At 73.8% G+C, this 19788-nt stretch carries 23 protein-coding genes; 12 read left to right on the top strand and 11 right to left on the bottom strand.

Annotated elements, in window-relative coordinates:
- The first annotated feature begins 35 nt into the window (after positions 1-35).
- From ABZ478_RS34210 to hypA, 6 genes are read left to right on the top strand one after another with little or no spacing between them, the layout of a single operon-like run.
- Entirely contained in the window at positions 36-1829 is a 1794-nt protein-coding gene (locus ABZ478_RS34210; protein WP_359555759.1) for a nickel-dependent hydrogenase large subunit, read from the top strand.
- A complete protein-coding gene (locus ABZ478_RS34205; RefSeq protein WP_359555757.1) occupies positions 1822-2388 on the top strand; it encodes a NifU family protein in 567 nt (188 codons plus the stop codon). The genes ABZ478_RS34210 and ABZ478_RS34205 overlap by 8 nt, the downstream gene beginning before the upstream one ends.
- Positions 2385-2978: a DUF5947 family protein gene (locus tag ABZ478_RS34200; protein ID WP_359555754.1), complete on the top strand. Its 594-nt coding sequence runs from the start codon at positions 2385-2387 to the stop codon at positions 2976-2978. The genes ABZ478_RS34205 and ABZ478_RS34200 overlap by 4 nt, the downstream gene beginning before the upstream one ends.
- A gap of 21 nt (positions 2979-2999) precedes the next feature.
- The gene (locus tag ABZ478_RS34195; RefSeq protein WP_143634219.1) at positions 3000-3206 is read left to right on the top strand and encodes a hypothetical protein; all 207 of its coding nucleotides are present in this window, start codon (positions 3000-3002) and stop codon (positions 3204-3206) included.
- Positions 3207-3259: 53 nt separating this feature from the next.
- Complete coding sequence (locus ABZ478_RS34190) at positions 3260-3412, top strand: hypothetical protein (protein ID WP_359555750.1); 153 nt, start codon at positions 3260-3262, stop codon at positions 3410-3412.
- A 9-nt stretch (positions 3413-3421) separates the two neighbouring features.
- The gene (gene hypA / locus ABZ478_RS34185) at positions 3422-3778 is read left to right on the top strand and encodes a hydrogenase maturation nickel metallochaperone HypA (protein ID WP_359555748.1); all 357 of its coding nucleotides are present in this window, start codon (positions 3422-3424) and stop codon (positions 3776-3778) included.
- 30 nt (positions 3779-3808) lie between these two features.
- On the opposite strand, the gene hypE is transcribed toward hypA, so the two are convergent.
- The 8 genes from hypE to ABZ478_RS34145 all read right to left on the bottom strand — a co-directional run bounded on the left by hypE (position 3809) and on the right by ABZ478_RS34145 (position 12527).
- Complete coding sequence (gene hypE / locus ABZ478_RS34180; protein WP_359555878.1) at positions 3809-4798, bottom strand: hydrogenase expression/formation protein HypE; 990 nt, start codon at positions 4796-4798, stop codon at positions 3809-3811.
- A gap of 118 nt (positions 4799-4916) precedes the next feature.
- Complete coding sequence (gene hypD, locus ABZ478_RS34175) at positions 4917-6062, bottom strand: hydrogenase formation protein HypD (protein ID WP_359555745.1); 1146 nt, start codon at positions 6060-6062, stop codon at positions 4917-4919.
- On the bottom strand, positions 6059-6349 hold the full coding sequence (locus ABZ478_RS34170) for a HypC/HybG/HupF family hydrogenase formation chaperone (protein WP_359555742.1): 291 nt from the start codon (positions 6347-6349) through the stop codon (positions 6059-6061). Before ABZ478_RS34170 ends, hypD begins: the two co-directional genes overlap by 4 nt.
- A gap of 3 nt (positions 6350-6352) precedes the next feature.
- Positions 6353-8701 carry a carbamoyltransferase HypF gene (gene hypF / locus ABZ478_RS34165; protein WP_359555740.1) on the bottom strand — a complete coding sequence of 783 codons (2349 nt, stop codon included), beginning with the start codon at positions 8699-8701 and terminating at the stop codon, positions 6353-6355.
- Positions 8698-9423: a hydrogenase nickel incorporation protein HypB gene (gene hypB / locus ABZ478_RS34160; protein ID WP_359555737.1), complete on the bottom strand. Its 726-nt coding sequence runs from the start codon at positions 9421-9423 to the stop codon at positions 8698-8700. Before hypB ends, hypF begins: the two co-directional genes overlap by 4 nt.
- Positions 9424-9486: 63 nt before the next feature.
- Positions 9487-10077 (bottom strand): hydrogenase maturation protease, encoded by a 591-nt coding sequence (locus tag ABZ478_RS34155; RefSeq protein ID WP_359555734.1) that lies wholly within the window; start codon positions 10075-10077, stop codon positions 9487-9489.
- Positions 10074-11792, bottom strand: a complete 1719-nt coding sequence (locus ABZ478_RS34150) for an enoyl-CoA hydratase-related protein (RefSeq protein ID WP_359555731.1) — start codon at positions 11790-11792, stop codon at positions 10074-10076. The genes ABZ478_RS34155 and ABZ478_RS34150 overlap by 4 nt, the downstream gene beginning before the upstream one ends.
- 207 nt (positions 11793-11999) lie before the next feature.
- A complete protein-coding gene (locus tag ABZ478_RS34145) occupies positions 12000-12527 on the bottom strand; it encodes a hypothetical protein (protein ID WP_359555729.1) in 528 nt (175 codons plus the stop codon).
- Positions 12528-12726: 199 nt separating this feature from the next.
- Between ABZ478_RS34145 and ABZ478_RS34140 the strand changes: the two genes are divergently transcribed.
- Together ABZ478_RS34140 and ABZ478_RS34135 are read left to right on the top strand one after the other, a co-directional pair.
- Positions 12727-13218 (top strand): DUF1360 domain-containing protein, encoded by a 492-nt coding sequence (locus tag ABZ478_RS34140; protein WP_359555726.1) that lies wholly within the window; start codon positions 12727-12729, stop codon positions 13216-13218.
- 55 nt (positions 13219-13273) lie between these two features.
- Positions 13274-13699 (top strand): DUF2267 domain-containing protein, encoded by a 426-nt coding sequence (locus ABZ478_RS34135; protein WP_359555724.1) that lies wholly within the window; start codon positions 13274-13276, stop codon positions 13697-13699.
- A gap of 35 nt (positions 13700-13734) precedes the next feature.
- On the opposite strand, the gene ABZ478_RS34130 is transcribed toward ABZ478_RS34135, so the two are convergent.
- Positions 13735-13896, bottom strand: coding sequence for a hypothetical protein (locus tag ABZ478_RS34130; RefSeq protein ID WP_359555722.1), 162 nt, complete (start codon positions 13894-13896; stop codon positions 13735-13737).
- Between the two features lie 224 nt (positions 13897-14120).
- On the opposite strand from ABZ478_RS34130, the gene ABZ478_RS34125 reads away from it, so the two are divergent.
- Together ABZ478_RS34125 and ABZ478_RS34120 are read left to right on the top strand one after the other, a co-directional pair.
- Positions 14121-15284, top strand: a complete 1164-nt coding sequence (locus ABZ478_RS34125) for an AI-2E family transporter (protein WP_359555720.1) — start codon at positions 14121-14123, stop codon at positions 15282-15284.
- Positions 15285-15352: 68 nt separating this feature from the next.
- Positions 15353-16477 (top strand): aromatic acid exporter family protein, encoded by a 1125-nt coding sequence (locus ABZ478_RS34120; protein ID WP_359555717.1) that lies wholly within the window; start codon positions 15353-15355, stop codon positions 16475-16477.
- A gap of 48 nt (positions 16478-16525) precedes the next feature.
- Here ABZ478_RS34120 and ABZ478_RS34115 read toward each other — a convergent pair whose 3' ends face one another.
- Complete coding sequence (locus ABZ478_RS34115; protein WP_359555715.1) at positions 16526-17377, bottom strand: lysozyme; 852 nt, start codon at positions 17375-17377, stop codon at positions 16526-16528.
- An 86-nt stretch (positions 17378-17463) separates the two neighbouring features.
- A complete protein-coding gene (locus ABZ478_RS34110; RefSeq protein WP_359555712.1) occupies positions 17464-18117 on the bottom strand; it encodes a 1,4-alpha-glucan branching protein in 654 nt (217 codons plus the stop codon).
- A gap of 193 nt (positions 18118-18310) precedes the next feature.
- On the opposite strand from ABZ478_RS34110, the gene ABZ478_RS34105 reads away from it, so the two are divergent.
- Together ABZ478_RS34105 and ABZ478_RS34100 are read left to right on the top strand one after the other, a co-directional pair.
- Complete coding sequence (locus ABZ478_RS34105) at positions 18311-18622, top strand: DUF5133 domain-containing protein (protein WP_359555710.1); 312 nt, start codon at positions 18311-18313, stop codon at positions 18620-18622.
- Between the two features lie 172 nt (positions 18623-18794).
- Positions 18795-19712, top strand: coding sequence for an SGNH/GDSL hydrolase family protein (locus tag ABZ478_RS34100; protein ID WP_359555707.1), 918 nt, complete (start codon positions 18795-18797; stop codon positions 19710-19712).
- Positions 19713-19788: the final 76 nt, after the last annotated feature.

Raw genomic sequence — 19788 nt, 5'->3', positions numbered from 1 at the left:
CCGCCGATCCCGAACAGCGAGGGGCAGTACCGCAGATGACGACCACCGAGTCCCGGCAGACACAGCGCAAACCCGCCCAGATCGTGGACATGTCCTGGGATCCGATCACCCGGATCATCGGCAACCTGGGCATCTACACGAAGATCGACTTCGCGAACCAGGAAGTCGTGGAATGCCACAGCACCTCGTCGCTGTTCCGCGGCTACTCGGTGTTCATGAAGGGCAAGGACCCGCGTGACGCGGGCTTCATCACCTCGCGCATCTGCGGTATCTGCGGCGACAACCACACCACGTGCTCCAACTACGCCCAGCAGATGGCGTACGGCGTGAAGCCGCCGAAGCTGGCCGAGCACATCACCAACCTCGGCGAGGCCGCCGAGTACATGTTCGACCACACGATCTTCCAGGACAACCTGGTGTTCGTGGACTTCTGCGAGGCGATGGTCAAGGCCACCAATCCCGGGGTGCTGGCGCGCGCCGAGCGGACCGACGCGCCCCGCGGCGACATCCACGGCTACCGGACCATCGCCGACATCATGAAGGCCTTCAACCCCTTCGAGGGCGAGGTCTACAAGGAGGCGCTGAAGGTCAGCCGGGTCACCCGGGAGATGTTCTGCCTGATGGAGGGACGCCATGTGCACCCCTCCACGCTGTACCCGGGCGGCGTCGGCACGATGCCGCAGCCGAACACCTTCACCGACTACCTCAGCCGGCTGATGCACGTCATCGACTTCGTGAAGAAGGCGGTGGCGATGAACGACGACGTCTTCGACTTCTTCTACGAGGCGCTGCCCGGCTACGAGGAGGTCGGCAAGCGCCGCATCATGCTCGGCTGCTGGGGCGCCTGGCAGAACCCGGACGTCGTCGACTACCGGTACGAGAACATGAACCGGTGGGGCAAGGCGATGTACGTCACCCCCGGCATCATCGTGGACGGCAAGCTCGTCACCAACAACCTGGTCGACATCAACCTGGGCCTGCGCATCATGCTGGGCAGCTCCTTCTACGAGGACTGGGTCAACGAGCAGCCGTTCGTCACCCACGACCCGCTCGGCAACCCCGTCGACATGCGCCACCCGTGGAACCAGACCACCGTCCCCGTACCGCAGAAGCGCGACTTCGACGGCAACTACAGCTGGGTGATGAGCCCGCGCTGGTACCACCAGGACAGCGGCGAGCACCTCGCCCTGGACACCGGCGGCGGCCCCCTGGCACGTCTGTGGTCGACCGCGCTGAGCGGCCTGGTCGACACCCCCTACGTCAAGGCCACCGGCAACAGCGTGCGGATCTCGCTGCCCAAGGGCGAGTCGCTGCCGGAGACCACGCTGGAGTGGCACATCCCGAAGTGGAGCAACACCATCGAACGGGACCGCGCCCGGCCGTACTTCGTGGCCTACGCCGCCGCCATGGCCCTGCAGTTCCTGGAGGAGGCCATGGGCATGCTGCGCAACGGCGACACCAAGGTCTTCGAGAACTTCGAGGTGCCGGACGACGCGATCGGCTGCGGGTTCCACGAGGCGGTCCGCGGTGTCCTCTCGCACCACCTGGTGATCCGCGACAAGAAGATCGCCAACTACCACCCGTACCCACCCACCCCGTGGAACGCCAGCCCCCGCGACATCTACGGCACCCCCGGGCCGTACGAGGACGCCGTGCAGGGCCAGCCCATCTTCGAGGAGAACGGGCCGGACGACTTCAAGGGCGTCGACATCATGCGCACCGTGCGCAGCTTCGACCCCTGTCTGCCGTGCGGCGTCCACATGTACATGGGCAAGGGCAAGACCCTGACCACCGTGCACTCGCCGACGTACGGGGCCAACCATGGCTGAGGCCGCCGTCCGGCTCCCGGACCCGGCGGTGGAGGCGCGGCTCGCCCGGCTCGACGAGGTGCTGGCGGGACTGGAGTCCGCGCCGGGCCCGGCCGCCCGCGAGGCCCTGGAGTCGGTGCGGCTGCTGACCGAGGTCTACGGCGAGGCGCTGGCCCGGGTCGTCGACGTGGCGGACGAGCGGCTGAGCGAACGGCTGGCCGAGGACGAGCTGCTGGGACACCTGCTGGTGCTGCACTCCGTGCACCCCGAACCGGCCGAGCGCCGGGCCGCCCGCGCGGTCGAGAAGCTGCGCCCCGCGGTGCGCGAGCGCGGCGGCGACCTCGAGTGGGCCGGCATCGAGGGTCAGGTGGCCCGGGTGCGGGTCACGGGCGGCGGCGGATGCGGCTCCGGGTGCGGCGGCGGGTCCGCCGACGTCACCGAGGTCGTCCGGGCTGCGGTGCTGGCCGCCGCCCCGGAACTGACGGCGGTGGAGCCGGTCGCCGAGGAGCGGCGGGCCGCCCCCGCGTTCGTACCGCTGGGCTCGATCAGGCGCCGGGCCGCGGCACAGGAGACCCGGTGACCGCCGAGGGAGCGCTGGCCCGGGTCATCCGCTCGGCCGGGAGCCGGGCGGCCGCCGAGACCGAGGCGTGCGAGCTGTGCGCCGCCCCGGTGGCCGAGACGCACCCGCATCTGTACGACACCGCGGACGCGGACGTGCGGTGCGTGTGCGGCCCCTGCTCGGTGCTGTTCGCCGACGACGGGGCGGGCGAGGGCCGCTACCGGCTGGTGCCGCGGCGCAGGCTGCGGCTGCCGCCGGTCGACACGGCGGTGCTGGGCGTGCCGGTGGGCCTGGTGTTCTTCGTGCCGCGCTCCGACGGCACGGTCACCGCGCAGGGCCCGAGCCCCGCCGGGGCCATGCGGTGGGAGGTGGACGCGGCGGCCTGGCAGCGACTGGCGGGCACCTGTGCGCCGCTCGCCGGGATGGCACCCGATGTGGAGGCGCTGCTGGTGAACACGGCGCGCGGTTCCGAGCAACACTGGATCGTGCCGGTCGACGACTGCTTCCGGATGGTCGCCCTGGTCCGCCGCGAGTGGCGGGGCCTGTCCGGTGGCGGCCTGGTCTGGCCGGCCGTGGAACGGTTCTTCGCGGAGCTCACCGAGCGGCGCTGAGAACCTGGAAGGAGAGACACGATGGGCAGCATCCGAGTGGGCCGCCCCCAGGCGAAGCCCGACACACCCAGCCATGTGCCCGGTCTGCACCAGGGCAACATCGGCCCGCGCGACCGGCAGACCGGATTCCACGAGGACGGCACGTCCGACGCCCGCCGCTCCACCGGGATCCACTGGAAGCGGCATGACGCCCTGATCGACGCCATGCCGAACATCTCACCGGGATGAGAGGGCGGAACGTGACGAAGCGCTGTAAAACGGCGAGGACGCCGACGAGGTCGGTGACGACCGGACGGCAGGTGCTGCTCGCGCAGGCCGCCCTGGCGGGCGGCGTGGTGGTGGCCCTGTTCCTGAAGGAGCTGCCCGGCCTGCTGCGGGAGGTGCGGATCTACCGGATGACCGGTGGGCTCCGCGCGCACCGCCGGTACCCCTGAGTCCGCCGCATGCACGAGCTGTCGATCGCGACCGCGATCGTGGAGCAGGCGGAGGAGATCGCCCGGGCGGACGGCGCCGACGGTGTGTCGGCGGTGACCGTCCGGGTCGGGGAACTGGCCGGTGTGGTGCCCGACGCGCTGCGGTTCGCCTTCGAGATGGCCCGGGACGGTACGGCACTGTCCGGGGCCCGGCTCGTCGTCGAACAGGTGACGGCACGGGCCTGGTGCGGCGGGTGCGCCGAGGAGTTCGCGGTGGGCATGCCGCCGTTCTTCTGGTGCCCGCGCTGCGACCGTCCCTCGCAGGAGCTGCGCAGCGGACGGGAGCTGGAGATCACGGAAGTGGAAGCGGTGCCGGCCCCGCGCTGAGCGCGGGGCCGTTCCCGTCACGGGGCCGTTTCAGCAGATGCGCGGCAGTTGCTCGCCGAGCGGCAGGTCGAGCACCCGGGTGCCGCCGAGTCCGGTGGCGACGACGACCATGCCCGGGTGTTCCTCGACGCAACTGCCGATGACCGTCGCCCCGGCGCCCTGCGGATGTTCCCGCATCGCCGCGAGCACGGCCTCGACCCGGTCCTGGGGCACGAAGGCGACGAGCCGTCCCTCGTTGGCGACGTAGAGCGGGTCGAGGCCGAGGAAACCGCAGGCGTTCGCGACCTCGTCGGGCACGGGGAGCGCGCGCTCCTGGAGCCGTACGCCGGTGCCGGAGGCGCGGGCGATCTCGTTGAGCGAGGCGCCGAGCCCGCCCCGGGTGGGGTCGCGCAGTGCGTGGATGTCCTTGGTGACCGTCAGCATGGCCGCCACCAGACCGGCCAGCGGCGCGGTGTCGGAGGCGATCTCCACACCGAACTCCAGGCCCTCCCGCACGCTCATGATCGCCACGCCGTGCAGCCCGATCGGCCCGCTGACGATGACGGCGTCGCCCGGCCGGGCGCGCTGCGGGCGGATGTCGACCCCGTCGGGGACGAGGCCGACGCCGGCGGTGGTGACGTAGACGCCGTCACCGTGTCCGGACTCCACCACCTTGGTGTCGCCGGTGGCGACGGTGACCCCGGCCGCCTCGGCCGCCGAGCCGATGGCGCGGGCGATCCGGCCGACGACGGCCAGTTCCACGCCCTCCTCCAGGACGAAGGCCGTGGAGAGGTAGGCCGGCCGGGCGCCGCTCATCGCCAGGTCGTTGACGGTGCCGTTGACGGCGAGGTCGCCGAGGCAGCCGCCGGGGAAGAACAGCGGCCGTACGACGTAGGAGTCGGTGGAGAAGGCGAGGCGGGCGCCGCCGAGGTCGAACACGGCGGAGTCGGCCATCGTGGCGAGCGTGGGGTTGCCGTAGGCGGGGGCGAAGACCTGGTCGATCAGCTCGGCGGACAGCGCGCCGCCCCCGCCGTGGCCCATGACCACGACCGGCTGGTCGCGCAGGGGGGCGGGACAGGTCCAGTTCGCGGGATCGACGGGCGCTGCGGCGGTGTCCGCGGGCGCCTGCGCGGGGTCGGGGGCTTTTTCGGTGGCGAGGTCAGCCAACGGGGTTCATCTCCTCCTGCGGAATGCGGGATCCCCGGGGTGCCGGGCCGCCGCTCATCCGGCGGTACAGGTAGTAGGCCGCGCAGGCGCCCTCGCTGGAGACCATGGTGGCGCCGAGCGGGGTGCGCGGGGTGCAGGCCTTGCCGAACGCCTCGCACTCGGTCGGCTTGATCAGGCCCTGGAGGACCTCGCCGGCGCGGCACACGGCGGGTTCCTCGGTGCGGATGTCCGTGACGTCGAAGCGGTGCTCGGCGTCGTGGTCGCGGAAGGCCTCGCTGAGCCGCCAGCCGCTGGCCGGGATGCGGCCGATGCCGCGCCAGTTGCGGTCGGCGACCTCGAAGACGTCCTCGATCATCCGCTGGGCCGCCGGGTTGCCCTGGTCGCGCACGGCCCGGGCGTAGGCGTTGTCGACGCGGTGCTCACCGCGTTCGAGCTGGTGGACGGCGCGGCGGATGCCTTCGAGGATGTCCAGCGGTTCGAAGCCGGTGACGACGATCGGCACCCGGTGCTTCTCGGCCAGTTCCGGGTACTCGGCGGTGCCCATCACGCTGCACACGTGCCCGGCGGCGAGGAAGCCCTGCACCCGGCAGGCGGGGGCGGTCATGATGGCCTCGATCGCCGGGGGGACCCGGACGTGGGAGACCAGCAGGCTGAAGTTGGTCAGGCCCAGCCGGCGGGCCTGGTGGACGGCCATGGCGTTGGCGGGGGCGGTGGTCTCGAACCCGATCGCGAAGAACACGACCTGCCGGCCGGGGTTCCTGCGGGCGAGTTCGAGGGCGTCGAGCGGCGAGTACACCACCCGTACGTCACCGCCCTCGCTCTTGACCCGGAACAGGTCGCGGTCGGTGCCGGGCACCCGCAGCATGTCGCCGAAGGAGCAGAAGATGACGTCGGGGCGGGCGGCGATCGCGAGCGCCTTGTCGATGACGTCGAGCGGCGTGACACACACGGGGCAGCCGGGCCCGTGGATCAACTCCACCTGCTCCGGCAGGAGCTGGTCGATGCCGTGCCGGATGATGGAGTGCGTCTGGCCGCCGCAGACCTCCATCAGCGCCCAGGGACGGGTGGCCGTGACGCGGATCTCGTCCAGCAGCCGGCGTGCCAGTTCCGGGTCGTTGAACTCGTCGATGTACTTCACTGGACCTCACTCCCGCTCTCCTGCCGGGCCGCCTGCTCCCAGGCGTCGCCGAACTCCTCCTCCAGCAGTCCGAGTTGCTCGAAGAGCTCCAGGGAGGCCCGGGCGGACTCCTCGTCCAGACGCTGCAGGGCGAAGCCGACGTGGACGATGACGTACTCCCCCACCCGCACATCGGGCAGGTACTCCAGGCACGCCTGTTTCTGCACTCCGCCGAAGTCGATCAGCCCGGTGAGCGGGTCGGCACGATGGTCGATGGACACGACCTTGCCGGGCACTGCCAGACACATGGGTCACTCCGTCTCGTGGTGGTTTGCCGTTCCCGCGACCATGAGCTGGCCGAGCGCCAGCCCGCCGTCGTTGGGCGGCACTTCGTGGTGCCGCAGGACGGTGAAGCCGTCCGCGTCCAGCAGGGCGGCGCAGTCCTCCTCCAGCAGTCCGTTGGCGAAGACACCGCCGGTGAGGGCCACGGTGGTCGGGCCGGCGGACCGGCGGGCCCGCCGGCAGACCTCGGCGACGGCCCGTGCGACCCCGCGGTGGAAGCGGGCCGCGAGCACCGGCGCGGGGGTGCCGCGCCGCCGGTCGGCGAGGAGCGCCTCCAGCAGGGGCGCGGCCTCCATCCGGTGGCCGGCGCCGAAGCGGAAGGGGTAGGCCCCGGTGTCCGCGCCCCAGGCCTCGGCCGCCGCGGCTTCCAGCTCCAGCGCGGCCTGCGCCTCGTACCCGGTGCGGTGGCAGACCCCGGCCAGTGAGGACACGGCGTCGAAGAGGCGGCCCATGCTGGAGGTGGGTACGCAGGCGACGTCACGTTCCAACTGCTGCCGCAGTACGAAGAGTTCGGCGTCGGTACAGGCGAGCAGGCTCGGCAGGTCCGGTTCCCACGGCAGTCCGGCGGCCCACAGCCGGGCCAGCGCCAGCCGGCACGGGTTGGCCACGCCCGCGTCGCCGCCGGGCAGCGGGGCCGTGGCCAGGTGGGCGAAGCGGCGGAAGCCGGAGTAGTCGGCCAGCAGCACCTCGCCGCCCCACACCGTGCCGTCGTCGCCGTAGCCGGTGCCGTCGAAGGCGACGCCGATCACCGGTGTGCTGCCGTCGAGGCCGTGTTCGGCCATCGCGGCGGCGATGTGGGCGTGGTGGTGCTGGACCAGCGCGGGCGCCGGCAGGCCGCGGTCCGCGGACAGCCGCCGGGCCCAGCCGGTCGAGTGGTAGCGGGGGTGCCGGTCGGCGGCGACCAGCGCGGGGGTGACGCCGGTGAGGCCGGTGACATGGCGTTCGGCCCGCGCGGCGGCGTCGAGGGTGGCGAGGTCGCCCATGTCGCCGATGTGCGGCCCGAACCAGGCCTGGTCGCCGTCGCCGAGGCACAGGGCGTTCTTCAGGTCCCCGCCGACGGCGAGCACGGGGCGCACCGGTACCGGCAGGCGCAGCGGGCGGGGGACGTAGCCGCGGGAGCGGCGCAGCACCTGTTCGCTGCCGTCGGCGCGGACCCGCAGCAGGGAGTCGTCGCACGGGGAGGCGATGGACCGGTCGTGGACGAGCCAGGCGTCGGCGAGGCCGGCGAGGCGGTCCAGCGCCTCGGTGTCGTCGGTGACGATGGGTTCGCCGGAGCGGTTGCCGCTCGTCATGACCAGGACGCGCGGCCCGGGCGGATCGCCGGGCAGTCCGAGGAGCAGGGTGTGCAGGGGGGTGTAGGGCAGCATGACGCCCACGTGCGGGCTGCCCGGGCAGACCTGGTCGGCGAGCCGGGGGCCCGCTGTGGTCCGGCGGCGGCGCAGCAGGACGATGGGGCGGCGGGCACTGGTGAGGGCGGCGCGTTCGGCGGGGGCGAGGACGGCGATGTCCTGGACGGTGCCGAGGTCGGCGCACATCACGGCGAAGGCCTTGCCGCCGCGCTCCTTGCGGTCCCGCAGGGCGGCGACCGCCCGGGCGTCGGTGGCGTCGCAGGCCAGGTGGTAGCCGCCGACGCCCTTGACTGCGACGATCCGGCCGGCGGCCAGCAGCGCCCGTGCCGTGGCCAGGGCACCGGCGTCCCGGGCCGGGCGGACGCCGGTACCGGCGGCCGGGATCAGGGTGAGCCGGGGGCCGCAGTCGGGGCAGGCGACGGGCTGGGCGTGGAAGCGCCGGTCGGCGGGGTCGCCGTACTCCCGGGCGCAGGGGGGGCAGAGCGGGAAGCCGGCCATGGTCGTGGCGGCGCGGTCGTAGGGCATCGCGGTGGCGATGGTGAAGCGGGGGCCGCAGTGGGTGCAGGTGATGAACGGGTGCCGGTGTCTGCGGTCCGCGGGATCGGCCAGCTCGCGCAGGCAGTCCGGGCAGGTCGCGGTGTCCGGCGGGAGCTGGGTGCGGCCCGTGGACGCACCGGTGGGACGGATGGTGAAGGGTCCGGCGGCACCGGTGGCGGGGACGTCCTCGCAGCCGACGCCGGTCACGACGGCCAGCGGGGGCGGCTCCTTCACCAGCCTGTCGTGGAAGAGAACCACGTCCTCCGCCCGGCCCTCGACCTCGATGAGCACGCCGCTCGCGCTGTTGCCGACGAACCCGGCCAGGCCCAGCTCGGCGGCCAGGCGGTGCACGTACGGCCGGAAGCCCACGCCCTGCACCGTGCCGTACACGGTGATCCGGCGGCGCACCCGGCCGGTGACGGGCGCGGTCACGAGGCGGGGGCGGAGGCGGGGTGGTGGTGCCCGTGGGGGTGCGGGGCGAGCGGCGGCCGGTGCGGCGGGGCCGTGTCGCGGGCGGCGAGGGCGTGCTCCAGGAGGGTGTCGGAACCGTCGCCCGTGCGGGCACAGGACCGTACGATCTGCACGCCCGGGTTGACGCGCTGGACGTTGGCCCGGAAGGCGTCCTCGTCGAAGCCGGCCGCCTCGGCCAGGTCGGTCTTGGTGATGACGACCAGATGGGCGGAGCCGAACGCGGTCGGGTACTTCAGCGGTTTGTCCTCGCCCTCGGTGACCGCCATCAGCGCGATCCGCAGGGTCTCGCCGAGGTCGTAGGAGGCCGGGCAGACGAGGTTGCCGACGTTCTCCACGAAGAGCACCGCGGTGTCATCCGGCAGCCAGCCCTCCAGGTGCCCGCGCACCTGCCGGGCTTCCAGATGGCACAGTCCGTCGGTGAGCAGCTGCCGGACCGGCGCGCCCGAGCGGGCCAGCCGGACGGCGTCGTTCTCGGTGGCGAGGTCGGCGGTGAGCGCGGCGACGGGCACGCCCCGCTCCACCGCCCGCGCCAGGACCCGGCCGAGGAGTTCCGTCTTGCCGCTGCCGGGGCTGGACAGCAGGTTGACCACCGCCACGCCCCTCAGCGCCAGGTCCTCGCGCAGACTCGCGGCCAGGTCGTCGTTCTTCGCCAGGACGGCCTGCTTGACGTCGGACCGGCACATGGGCGCAGCTCCTCGCGGTCGTGGGGCGGAAGGTCCCGGCCACGCCCTGTGCGGCCCGGGGTCTCACCGATCTTCGGCCGCTCCGGCCGTGAGGCGGGGCAGCGCAGCCGTGTGCGGGGGCCCGGATTCCATCGGGCGGCCCAACGGCGGCGCGGGTGCGGCTGGATCGGCCAGCAGGACGGGGACGAGCGTGTGCAGCGCGTCGACGGCCCGGTCGACGGCCTCCCGCACCGGTGCGCTCAGTCCCGGCAGGATGTCCTCGTCGCCCGAGGGCAGGACGGCGGGTTCGCAGGCGAGCACGAGGACGCGGGGCAGTGGCTCCTCGCCCAGGTGGGTGGCGAGGGCCAGCACCTTCTCCGGGTCGAGGCCGTGCGCCTCGGGCGCGACGCTCGCGTCGGGCGGTTCGGCCTCGAGCAGGGTGAGGGTGCCGGGGCGGTGCCCGCGCGCGGCCGCGTCGACCAGGACGGCGATGGCGCAGCCGCCGAGCAGGGCGTAGGCGAGGTCCATGCCGCGGATGCCGAAGTCCCGCACCGTGGCGCCGGGGGGCAGCGGACGCCGGTCGAGGGCGGTGATCACCTCCGGGCCGAAGGCGTCGTCGCCGAGGAAGATGTTGCCGACGCCCGCCACGAGCAGCCGGCCGGGCGGGGCGCTCATCCGAGGTCTCCCGCGACCGGTGCCAGTGGCCGGACGGAACCGGCCGGCTTCTTGCGCACGAAGGCGGAGCGCAGGGCGTGGTACGGGGCTCCGGGGTCGAAGAAGACGGCGTGCATACGGGTGAGCTCCTCGCGCCGGTACTCCGCGAGCGGCCGCCGCGCCTCGTCCAGGCGGCGGGCCGCGTCCTTGGCGGCGATCCGCAGGGCGAGGTCCGGGGCGGCGGCGAGGTCCGCGGCCAGCCGCTCGACCTGGGGCCCGAACTCCCCGGGCGCGGCGGGCACCAGCCGGTCCACCAGTCCGATCCGGGCGGCCGAGGCGGCGCTGAGCGGCAGCGCCTCGCCGGTCAGCCGGTGCGCCAGGCCGTCTCCCACCCGGCGCGGCAGGGTGTAGGTCCAGAACTCTGAGCCGTACAGGCCCATGCGCCGGTAGTGCGGGTTGAGGACGGTGCCGGTGCGGCACCACACCTCGTCGGCGGCGAGGGCGAGCATGGCTCCGCCGGCGGCCGCGTTGCCGGGGAGCGCGGCGACCACCAGCCGGTCGGTGGTCCGCAGCACCGCCTCCACCAGGTCGTCCATGGCGTTGAGGTTGATCCAGGACTCCTCGGCCGGGTCGGCGGCCGCCTCGATGACGTTCAGGTGGATGCCGTTGGAGAAGAAGTCCCGGTCCGGGCCCAGCACCAGTACGGAGGTGGGGCGGGCGAGCGCGTACCGGTAGGCGGTGAGCAGCCTGCGGCACTGCTCGGTGCTCATCGCGCCGCCGGGGAAGGCGAAGCTCAGGAAGCCCGTGTCGCCGCGCGTGCGGTAGCGGATGTCGCTCCAGGTGCGCCGGCCCGGGGACGGTTCCAGGGGGACGGTGTCCTCAGGCAGGCGGGGAGCGTCCGGGAAGGAGGTGAGTACGGAGACGGCCGGGCGCCGGAAGGGCGCGGGGTCGCCGGAGCCTCTGCGCGGGCGCAGCTCCGGGATCCACACGGCGCCGTCGCGGGTGGCGCGGCAGACCGCGCCGGACCGGGTGGCGAGCAGGTCGCCGGGGCGGCCGCGGAGCAGGTCCTCGGGGTGGCCGCCGTGCAGGAACACCTCCCGGCCGAGGAGTTCGTCGAGGACGCCCGGCTGGGAGTCGGCGCCTCGCAGCTTGCGCAGTACGTCCTCGGTGCCGTCGTTCTCCCAGTCGATGCGGCGCCGTTCCTGCCGGAAGAAGTCGCGCCACACGATGTGCGGGGTGGTGCCCGGGTCGCCGGTCTGCGGGCGGGGTTTGTAGGAGGCGTCGGCGTAGCGGCGCACGGCGAGCAGGACGGCGGCCACGGCGGCGTCGGAGACCTCGTTGCGGTACAGGTCGCTCTTGCCGACGGGCGGTACCGGGAAGGGTTCCGAGGCCCAGATGTCGCCGGCGTCCATGGCGGCCTCGGCCTGGAGGACGGTCACGCCCCAGTGCGGGGCCCGTTCGGCGATCGCCCAGTCCAGTGCGGACGGGCCGCGGTCACCGGGCGGTCCCGGGTGCACGATCAGGCAGGTGTGGTCGCGCCAGACGTCCTCGGGCAGGGCCGATTTCAGCATCGGCGCGACGACCAGGTCGGGGCGCAGCTCGCGGACGGCGGCCCGGACCGGTTCGGTGCCCTGCGTGGCGAGCACGACGTCCACCCGGTGGCCCAGGTCCGACAGCTCGGCGTACACCCGTTGGGAGAGGCTGTTGAACGCGCTTGCGACGAGCAGAATGTCCATGACGCGGCATGTTCGCCCTTTCACGGGGTGCCGTGAAGAACCGGTGCGGCGTTTCGTCAGGGTCGGTCGGATACCTTCCGCCAACCGGCTCGCACCGCGCGCTTTCTGAACGTTCGGTGTCGCTTGGCGTTCGCCGGGGGCGGCGCGCGGCGGAAGCGGGGTTCGGCCGGCCGTCGGGCGCTCGCCGCCTGAGGACCGGTCCGGCCGTCAGGCGGCGAGCGCCGGTCCGCCCGTGAGGCGGTCCAGGAGCTGATCGTGGTGGAGCGCGGCCACGGGGGCGAGCAGGTCGGGGTGGCGCAGCAGCGCGGCGGCACTGCGGTCGCCGTCGTCGGGGGCGAGGAGGCGCCGGAACTCCTCCGGCGGGCCGCAGGTGTGCTCCGAGCCGGCGAGTGCGCCGACGGCCAGCACGGCCAGCGCGGGGTCGGTCAGCAGGCCCGCGGCCCAGCTGGCCACGACCTCGTCGACCCAGGTGCGCCAGGCCCACTCCTCGGCCGTGCCGCCGCCGCCCGAGTCCGCGCCGGTCGCCCAGTCCAGGCGCATCGCGCCGCCGGGGCCGGCCATGGCGACCAGGGCCGCGTCGATCTCGGTCGGGTACCGCAGCCACGCGGCGGCCGTCACGGCCTGCCGGGCCTGCGCCTCGCAGCGGGCCGTGGCCAGCGCGCCGCCGTTCGCCGGGTAGGCGCCCGTCAGCCAGCGGGCCGTCGCGGCGATGAGGGGAGAGAGGTCTGTGAGCACTGCCGGGCCGTCCGAGATGAGTATGGGAACAGGGGGCTCCACGCCACGGTAGCCCCGGGCCGGGCGGCCGTGGGACGGCTGGGAAGTTCGTCATATGTGGCTTCGGCCACGTCACGGCGCGGCGGTGACGTGTGGCCCGGGGCGCCCAGGGAACTCGGGACGGGCCCGCCGCCGGGCGGGGCGCGCACCGGGAGGCCCCATGACGACGGACGACGCACAGTACGACGACCGGGGCGAGGTGCCCCTGGCGGGTTACGCCGCTCTCGCCTCCGTGTTCGCCACGGGCGTGGGCACGTACGCGGTGGTCGCCCGGCGCCGGGGCGTGCGGTTGCCGCGGGAGCTGCCGCCGTGGGACGTCGCCCTGCTGGGCACGGCGACGTACAAGGTGTCCCGGCTGCTGACCAGGGACAAGATCACCAGTTTTCTGCGCGCCCCGTTCACCCGCCGCGCCGACGAGGGCGAGGCCGGCGAGGTCATGGACGAGCCGCGGGGCACCGGCATGCGCAGGGCGGTGGGCGACCTGCTGGCGTGCCCGTTCTGCACCTCGGCCTGGGTGGCGACGGCTCTGATGTGCTCCTACGCCGCCTCGCCGCGGCTGACCCGGCTGGTCGGCGGGGGCTTCGGCGCGCTGACGGTGGCGGACTGGCTGCAGTACGCGTGGACGTGGACCCAGCAGGCGGCCGACGACTGAGCCGGCCGCCGGTCCTGGCAGCCGGGCCGCCGCCCACGAGGAAGGAACCGATCTGATGCATCACGACGAGATGATCGGAAAGGTGCGGACGCTGGCCCGGCTGCCCGACAGCGGCACGGCGGAGCGGGCGACGCGGGCGGTGGTGTGCACGCTGTCGGAACGGCTGCCGTCCGGACTGGCCCGCCATGTGGCCGCCCAGCTGCCACCGGACCTGGCGGCCCCCATGCGCCGGGCGGCCGACGAGGCCGGCGCCGACTCGGGTCACGCGGGTGAGCGTTTCGGTCTCGCGGTGTTCGCGGGCCGGATCGCCGACCGGGCGGGCACGGACGAGGACACGGCCCTCAGGGAGGCCGCGGCCGTTCTGGAGGTGCTCGACGCGGCCCTCGCCCCGGAACTGACCGAACGGATGGCCGGCGCGCTCCCCGCGGACATCCGGGAGCTGCTCCCGGTGGAGCGCGCCGCGGAAGAGGGCGCGGAGTGAGAGGACGGTGACGGCCGGCCGGGAGCGGCCGGCCGTCACCGCTGGTGCGGTACCCGTGTCCAGGGGCGCCGGAAGAACGGCCGCCGCCGGGCGTGCCGTGCTCCGGTCGGCCGGGTGACCCAGCGGTCCTCGACCTGGTCGAGGCCGAAGAGCAGCACGCCGAGCGCGGGAAGCAGCAGGAGTGCGACAAAGATCACTGGAGGGACTCCTCCCTGCGAGTAGGGCAGGCGAGTGCCCGTGCCGCCGCCGTCCCAACGTCCACGGCGCGTGAAGGTCCTGTGATGCCCCGGCGCGCCGGTGGAAACGGATGGCGCCGACCGGGCACGGGCGCGTTGTGCCGGTACGGCGCCCGGCTGCCCGTAACGTTCTCGCCGGTGACCGATGGTCACACCATGAGCACGGTGAGCGCACGGGAGGCCGGATGGGCGGTCCGGGACGGCGGACGGTCCGGGGACGCCGGACGCGTGGGACGGTGCCGGGCAGCCGCCCGGCGCACTCCGTACGGCTGCCGCCGGGCGCCCGCACCGGACCCGACGCCGCGGTGGCGGCGCGGGTGGTTCCGTGGCTGCGGATCACCGCGGCCTACGCCTGGCGGCTCATCCTGGTCGGCGTCGTGGTGTACGGCGTCTTCACCGTGCTCGGCCGTTTCCAGCTCATCGCAGTGGCGCTGTTCCTGGCTCTCGTCGTCACCTCGGTCCTGCGCCCGCTCGCCGATCTGCTCGGCCGTGTCCTGCCCCGGCCGCTGAGCGTCGCCGTCGCCCTGGCCGGCAGCCTGTTGCTGCTGCTCTCCCTGCTCGCCCTCGTGGGCAACGCGGTGGCGAGCGAGTCGGCCACGCTGGCGGGTGAGTTCCGCGGCGGGGTGCACCGGATCGAGCTGTGGCTGCGGCGCCCACCGCTGCGGCTCAGCCCGGGCCGGCTCTCCGCCCTGGAGAACCAGGTGACGAACTACCTCGACGCCCACCGGTCCAGGCTGCTCAGCAGCGCGGTGACCCAGCTGGGCAAGGTGGTGGAACTGGTCACGGGCGGCGCGCTCGCGCTCTTCGCCTCGGTGTTCTTCATCCACTCCGGTGAGCGCCTGTGGTCCTGGGTGCGCGACCAGCTGCTGCCGAGCGGAGCCCGCGTCGCCTGGGACCGGGCGGGAAGCACGGCCTGGCGGACGTTCGCCGGGTACACCCGGGGGATCATCATCGTCGCGGCCACCAACGCCGTGCTCGTGGGCATCGCCCTGCTCGTGCTGCGGGTACCGCTGGCGCTGCCCCTGACATTGCTGGAGTTCTTCGCCGCGTTCGTGCCCCTGGTCGGCTCGCCGGTGGCGCTCGGGGTGGCCACCGTGGTGGCCCTGGCCGGGCGCGGGCCGCTGACGGCCCTCGCCGTGCTGGCGCTCATCGTCGTCATCGGCCAGTTCGAGGGGCATGTGCTGCACCCGCTGGTGCTGAGCTGGGCGGTCCGCCTGCATCCGCTCGTCGTCGCCGTGTCCGTCATCGCGGGCAGCATCGTGGGGGGAGTGATCGGGGCGGTGGTGGCCGTCCCGTTCGTCTCGGTGGTCTGGGCGGTGCTGCGCGCGCTGCGGCCGGCTCCGCCCTGAGCGGGGCTGCCCGGGCATGGGTACCCGCTCCGGGTGGCACTCGGTGCGTCGTGCGTGGAATGCGATTGATGTGGCAAGGGGTACGGCGGGACCTGTCGGAGGCGGTGGCGGCCGTGCGCCGGGCCGCCGCGGGGCCCGGCCGCGAGCGGGATCTGGTGGTGCAGGCGCTGAAGGCAGCGCTGGCCGCCTGGGTGGCGTGGGCGGTGGCGGGCTGGTGGCTGAAGGCGCCGGTGGCGTTCGTCGCGCCCTGGGTTGCGGTGGTCCTGGTGGAGTCGACCGTGTACCGGTCCATCGCGCGCGGACTGCAGCAGCTCGGCGCGATCGCGGCGGGCACGGTCGTCGCCACCGCGGTCGGGCTGCTGCTGCGCGACACGATGACCGCGATGGCGATCGTCCTGCCCGCGGCGATGCTGCTGGGGTACTGGCGGCGCCTGGGCAGCCAGGGGATCTACGCGGCCACCGGCGCCCTGTTCGTCCTGACCGGGGGGTCCGTGTCGGTCGGCACCTCGGCGGCCCGGCTCGGTGAAGCCCTGTTCGGCGCGCTGGTCGGCATCACCGTCAACGCGCTGATCCGGCCGCCGGTGTACCTGCGCGACACCAGTGCGGTGCTGCGGGACGCCACCGACGAGGCCCACGCCATCCTGCGTGACGTGGCCGACGGTCTGGCCGAGGGCCGCTGGGACGCCGAGGAGGCCGGTGCCCGGCACGAGCGCGCCCTGCGTCTGCGCTCACGGGTGGACCGGGCCCATGCCGCGGTGGACCTCGGAAGGGAGAGCCTGCGGGTCAATCCCCGCCGCCGGAGGGGAGCCACGGCGCTGCCCGGCAAGGGGTACGACGACGCCGTCCTGGTGCTGGACTACGCGGCCGTGCACACCGCGGGCGTGACCCGTACGGTGCTCGAGGCCGCGGCGCAGGACCGCCCGGCACCGAGGCCGCACCCGGAACTCGCCCGGCGCTACGCGGCGTTCCTGTACCAGACCGCCCACGCCCTGCGGCTCTACAGCCACAGCCGGTTCGGTCAGTCGAGCGAGGACGGGCTCTGTGAGGCCGTGGCGGACCTGCGCGACACGCTGGAGGAACTGCGCCGGGACCTGGTCCGTTCGACGACGGACGACCCTGACGACATCGCCACCTACGGGGCGCTGCTCGCCCAGGCCCACCGGCTGGCCGACCGCCTCGTCGTGCCGTCCTGACGCCGGCCGGGCGGCGGGCGTGGTCCGCCGCCCGCCGCCGGCGGCACGTCAGCCCTTGGCGAGCGCGGCGACCTTGTCCACCGACCCGTCGAACCTGTCGTGGTCGCCGACGGTCGGACCGGTGGAGGTGTACTGCCACATGGTGTAGGCCGGCCAGCCCGCGGGCAGTGTCCCCGCCGACGAGGCGTAACGGGCGATCCAGAGCGGGTTGTTCGCGCCGAAGCCGCTGTAGTTGCCGGTGCACTGGGTCCACCAGCTGGTGGCCGTGTAGATGACGGCGTGGCGGCCGGTGCGGGTCTTGTAGCGGTTCAGGAAGTCACGGATCCAGGTGACCATCCCGCTCTTCGACTTCCCGTAGCAGTCGTCGCCGTACGGGTTCCACTCGATGTCGAGCACACCGGGCAGGGTCTTGCCGTCCTTGGACCAGCCGCCGCCGTGGTCGACGAAGTAGTCGGCCTGGGTGGCGCCGTTGGTGGTGTCGGGGGTCGCGAAGTGGTAGGCGCCGCGGATCATGCCGGCGTCACGGGACCCGGTGTACTGCTGCGTGAAGTAGGGGTTGGTGTAGTACGTCCCCTCGGAGGCCTTGGTGTAGGCCCAGCGGACGCCGCTGTTCCACAGCGTCGGCCAGGCGACGTTGCCCTGGTAGCTGGCGACGTCCACGCCTTCGGTCTGGGTGGCCCGGGGGACCGTCGGCGTGGCCTCGTCCGTGGGACCGGTGCCGTCGTGGGTCAGTACTCCGATGCCCATGTAGGCGCTGCCGCGCTCGGGCGTGGACCCGCCGGCCGGCGAGGGCGCGGCCGCGGGTGTCGTCAGGGAGAGCAGAAGGCCGGTCAGAGCGCCGGTGACACACCAGCGGGAGCGGCGGCGGTGAAGGGTTATATGGCTTCGCACGCAATCCATCTGACCCGGGGTCGGGCCGGGCCGCACTCCGGATACGGCCGTGCGGTGTCACTCCGGCCGGACATTGGGCCATGCGGGTGCGGCGCTCAGCGGGTGCCCAGGGTCATGAGGACGGCGCGGAGGCGGGTGCCGTCCGGTCCCTCCCAGCCGCCGGCGACATGACCGAGCGGGTCACCGCCCGGGAGCGGCGGGTTCCCGGCGACGGGCACGGGGACACGGTGGACACGGAGGGTCGTGCCGTGCGGCGCGGGCAGGTGGGTGCCTCGTTCGTCGTCGGCGGGGTGCGGGGTGAGTTCGGTCCGGGGGAACGGCTCGCCGGCGTAGGCGCGGGTCACCTCCCGGTCGGGTGTGTCGGTGATGCTCTGCGCCATGGCCCCGGCCCGGCCCTCGATCAGCGAGAGCAGCTCGGTGACCAGCACCGGGTCGTGGCAGCCGTCGTAGACCCAGCGCTTGCCCAGCACACCGTGCTCCGAGGTGCCGATCAGCCCGTGCCCGTCGCCGGCCCGCTGGGCGCCGCGGTAGGTGAGCGGGACCAGGTAGGCGACCGGCTCGGGGCCGGAGGTGTCGGTGGTCACCATGAACTCGATCCCGACCTCGCCCGCCGGGTCGTCCAGCCGGAAGCCGCCCGACTTCTCCAGTTCGGGCGCGGGTCCCCCGCGGTACCAGGGGCGGGTGGGCAGCCATTCGGCGAGGAGTTCCAGCTTGGTGGGCGTGAGGGTGGTGCGGTGGATGACGGCCACGCGGCAACTCCTCCTGGGTCGCGGGGACATGGGCACCTCCAGCTTTTCACATCCCCGCGACGGCGTGATCGGCTTCGCCGGGGCCGCCGGGCGGGCCGGTATCGCGGCGGACCGGGGGACATGCCGGGCCGGGGCGCGGGTAGTCGGCTCTCGAATTGATCGACCTCGGCTTCGCACCAGGAAGGCGGATCTCATGCTGATGGCACACCCCGCGGTACTGAAGGACCTGATCGCCCAGTACGAGACCCTCACACTGCTCGGAGCCGGGGAGAGCACTCCGCAGGCCCGGCAGCGGCTGGCGGACATCGCCTACTCGCTGTGCGTGGCCACGGGGACCAAGGACGTCGACATGGCGCTGATCGCCGCCCGGCACCGGCTGTCCGGGGCGCGCCCCGAGGACGACTCGCTGGTGTGGCCGACGGCCGTGCTGGACCCGGCTCCCGCGGTGGAGCCGGCCGGCCTGACGGACCCGGCCGCCATGGCGGAACCGGCGTCCGGGGTCTGACGGTACGGCCGCCGGGGCGGCGCGCGCATTCGTGCCCGCCTCTCCCCCGGCGGCCGCGAATGTTCCTTCCCGCTTATGGCCCGCGCGACCTACCGGGCGGTATACAGGCCCAGTTGAAACGCGGACCGCCGCTCGGGGCGGGGCCGTGTGCCCGGCCTCTGGGGGAGGAACCATGGCGAACGACACGCGCGCGGCCGACGGGGCGAGAGGCCGGCGGCGGACGACCGTACTGGGGACGGCACTCGGAGGCTGCGCCCTCGTCGCCGCCGCCACGGTGCCCGCCGCCGCCCATCCCGCCGGACACGGCCACGAGCTCACCTACGTCTCCCTCGGGGACTCCTACACCTCGGGCCCGCTCATCCCGCGTCAGGTGAACGCCGAATGCGGCCGCTCCGACCAGAACTACCCCTCGTTGCTGGCGTCGTGGCGCGGGGTGAAGTCGTTCAAGGACGTGAGCTGCGCCGGGGCCACGACGAACGAGATGTGGCAGGCGCAGGGCGGCAACGCGGCGCAGCTCGACGCGCTGGACCGGAACACCGGCCTGGTGACGGTCCAGATCGGCGGCAACGACGTCGGGTTCGGCTCGATCATCAGCACCTGCGCCCGTCTCGGCGCCCAGGAGCCGGCCGGCAACCCCTGCGAGCGCTCGTACAAGGCCGGCGGGTACGACCAGCTGGCGCTGAACGTCCTGCGCACCGCGCCGAAGATCGACCAGGTGCTGCGGGCCGTGCACCGGCGCGCACCGCACGCGCGGGTCCTCCTCGTCGGCTACCCGGACCTGCTCCCCGACGACGGCGTGGGCTGCTTCCCGGCGGTGCCGTTCGCGGCCAGGGACTTCCCCTACCTCCGGGACACCGAGAAGCGGCTGAACCTGATGCTGCGCACGGTCGCCGCGTGGAACCGGGCCGAGTACGTCGACACCTACGGACCCACGGTGGCCCACGACATGTGCAAGGCACCCGCCGACCGCTGGATCGAGCCGCTGCGGCCGGCCGCGCCCGCGGCCCCCGCGCACCCCAACGCGTGCGGCGAGGACGCCATGGCGCGGGCCGTGCTGGACCGGCTGGACCACGGGCGCGGGCGCGGCTGAGTCCCGCGGACCGTACGACGGCCCCGGCGCGGGCGCGCCGGGGCAGGTGAGCAGCGCCTGGTCGCCGTCGTCCGCC

The sequence above is a fragment of the Streptomyces sp. NPDC005706 genome (assembly GCF_040631045.1).
GTDB lineage: Bacteria > Actinomycetota > Actinomycetes > Streptomycetales > Streptomycetaceae > Streptomyces.
This window is presented reverse-complemented; position numbering and strand designations above follow the sequence as displayed.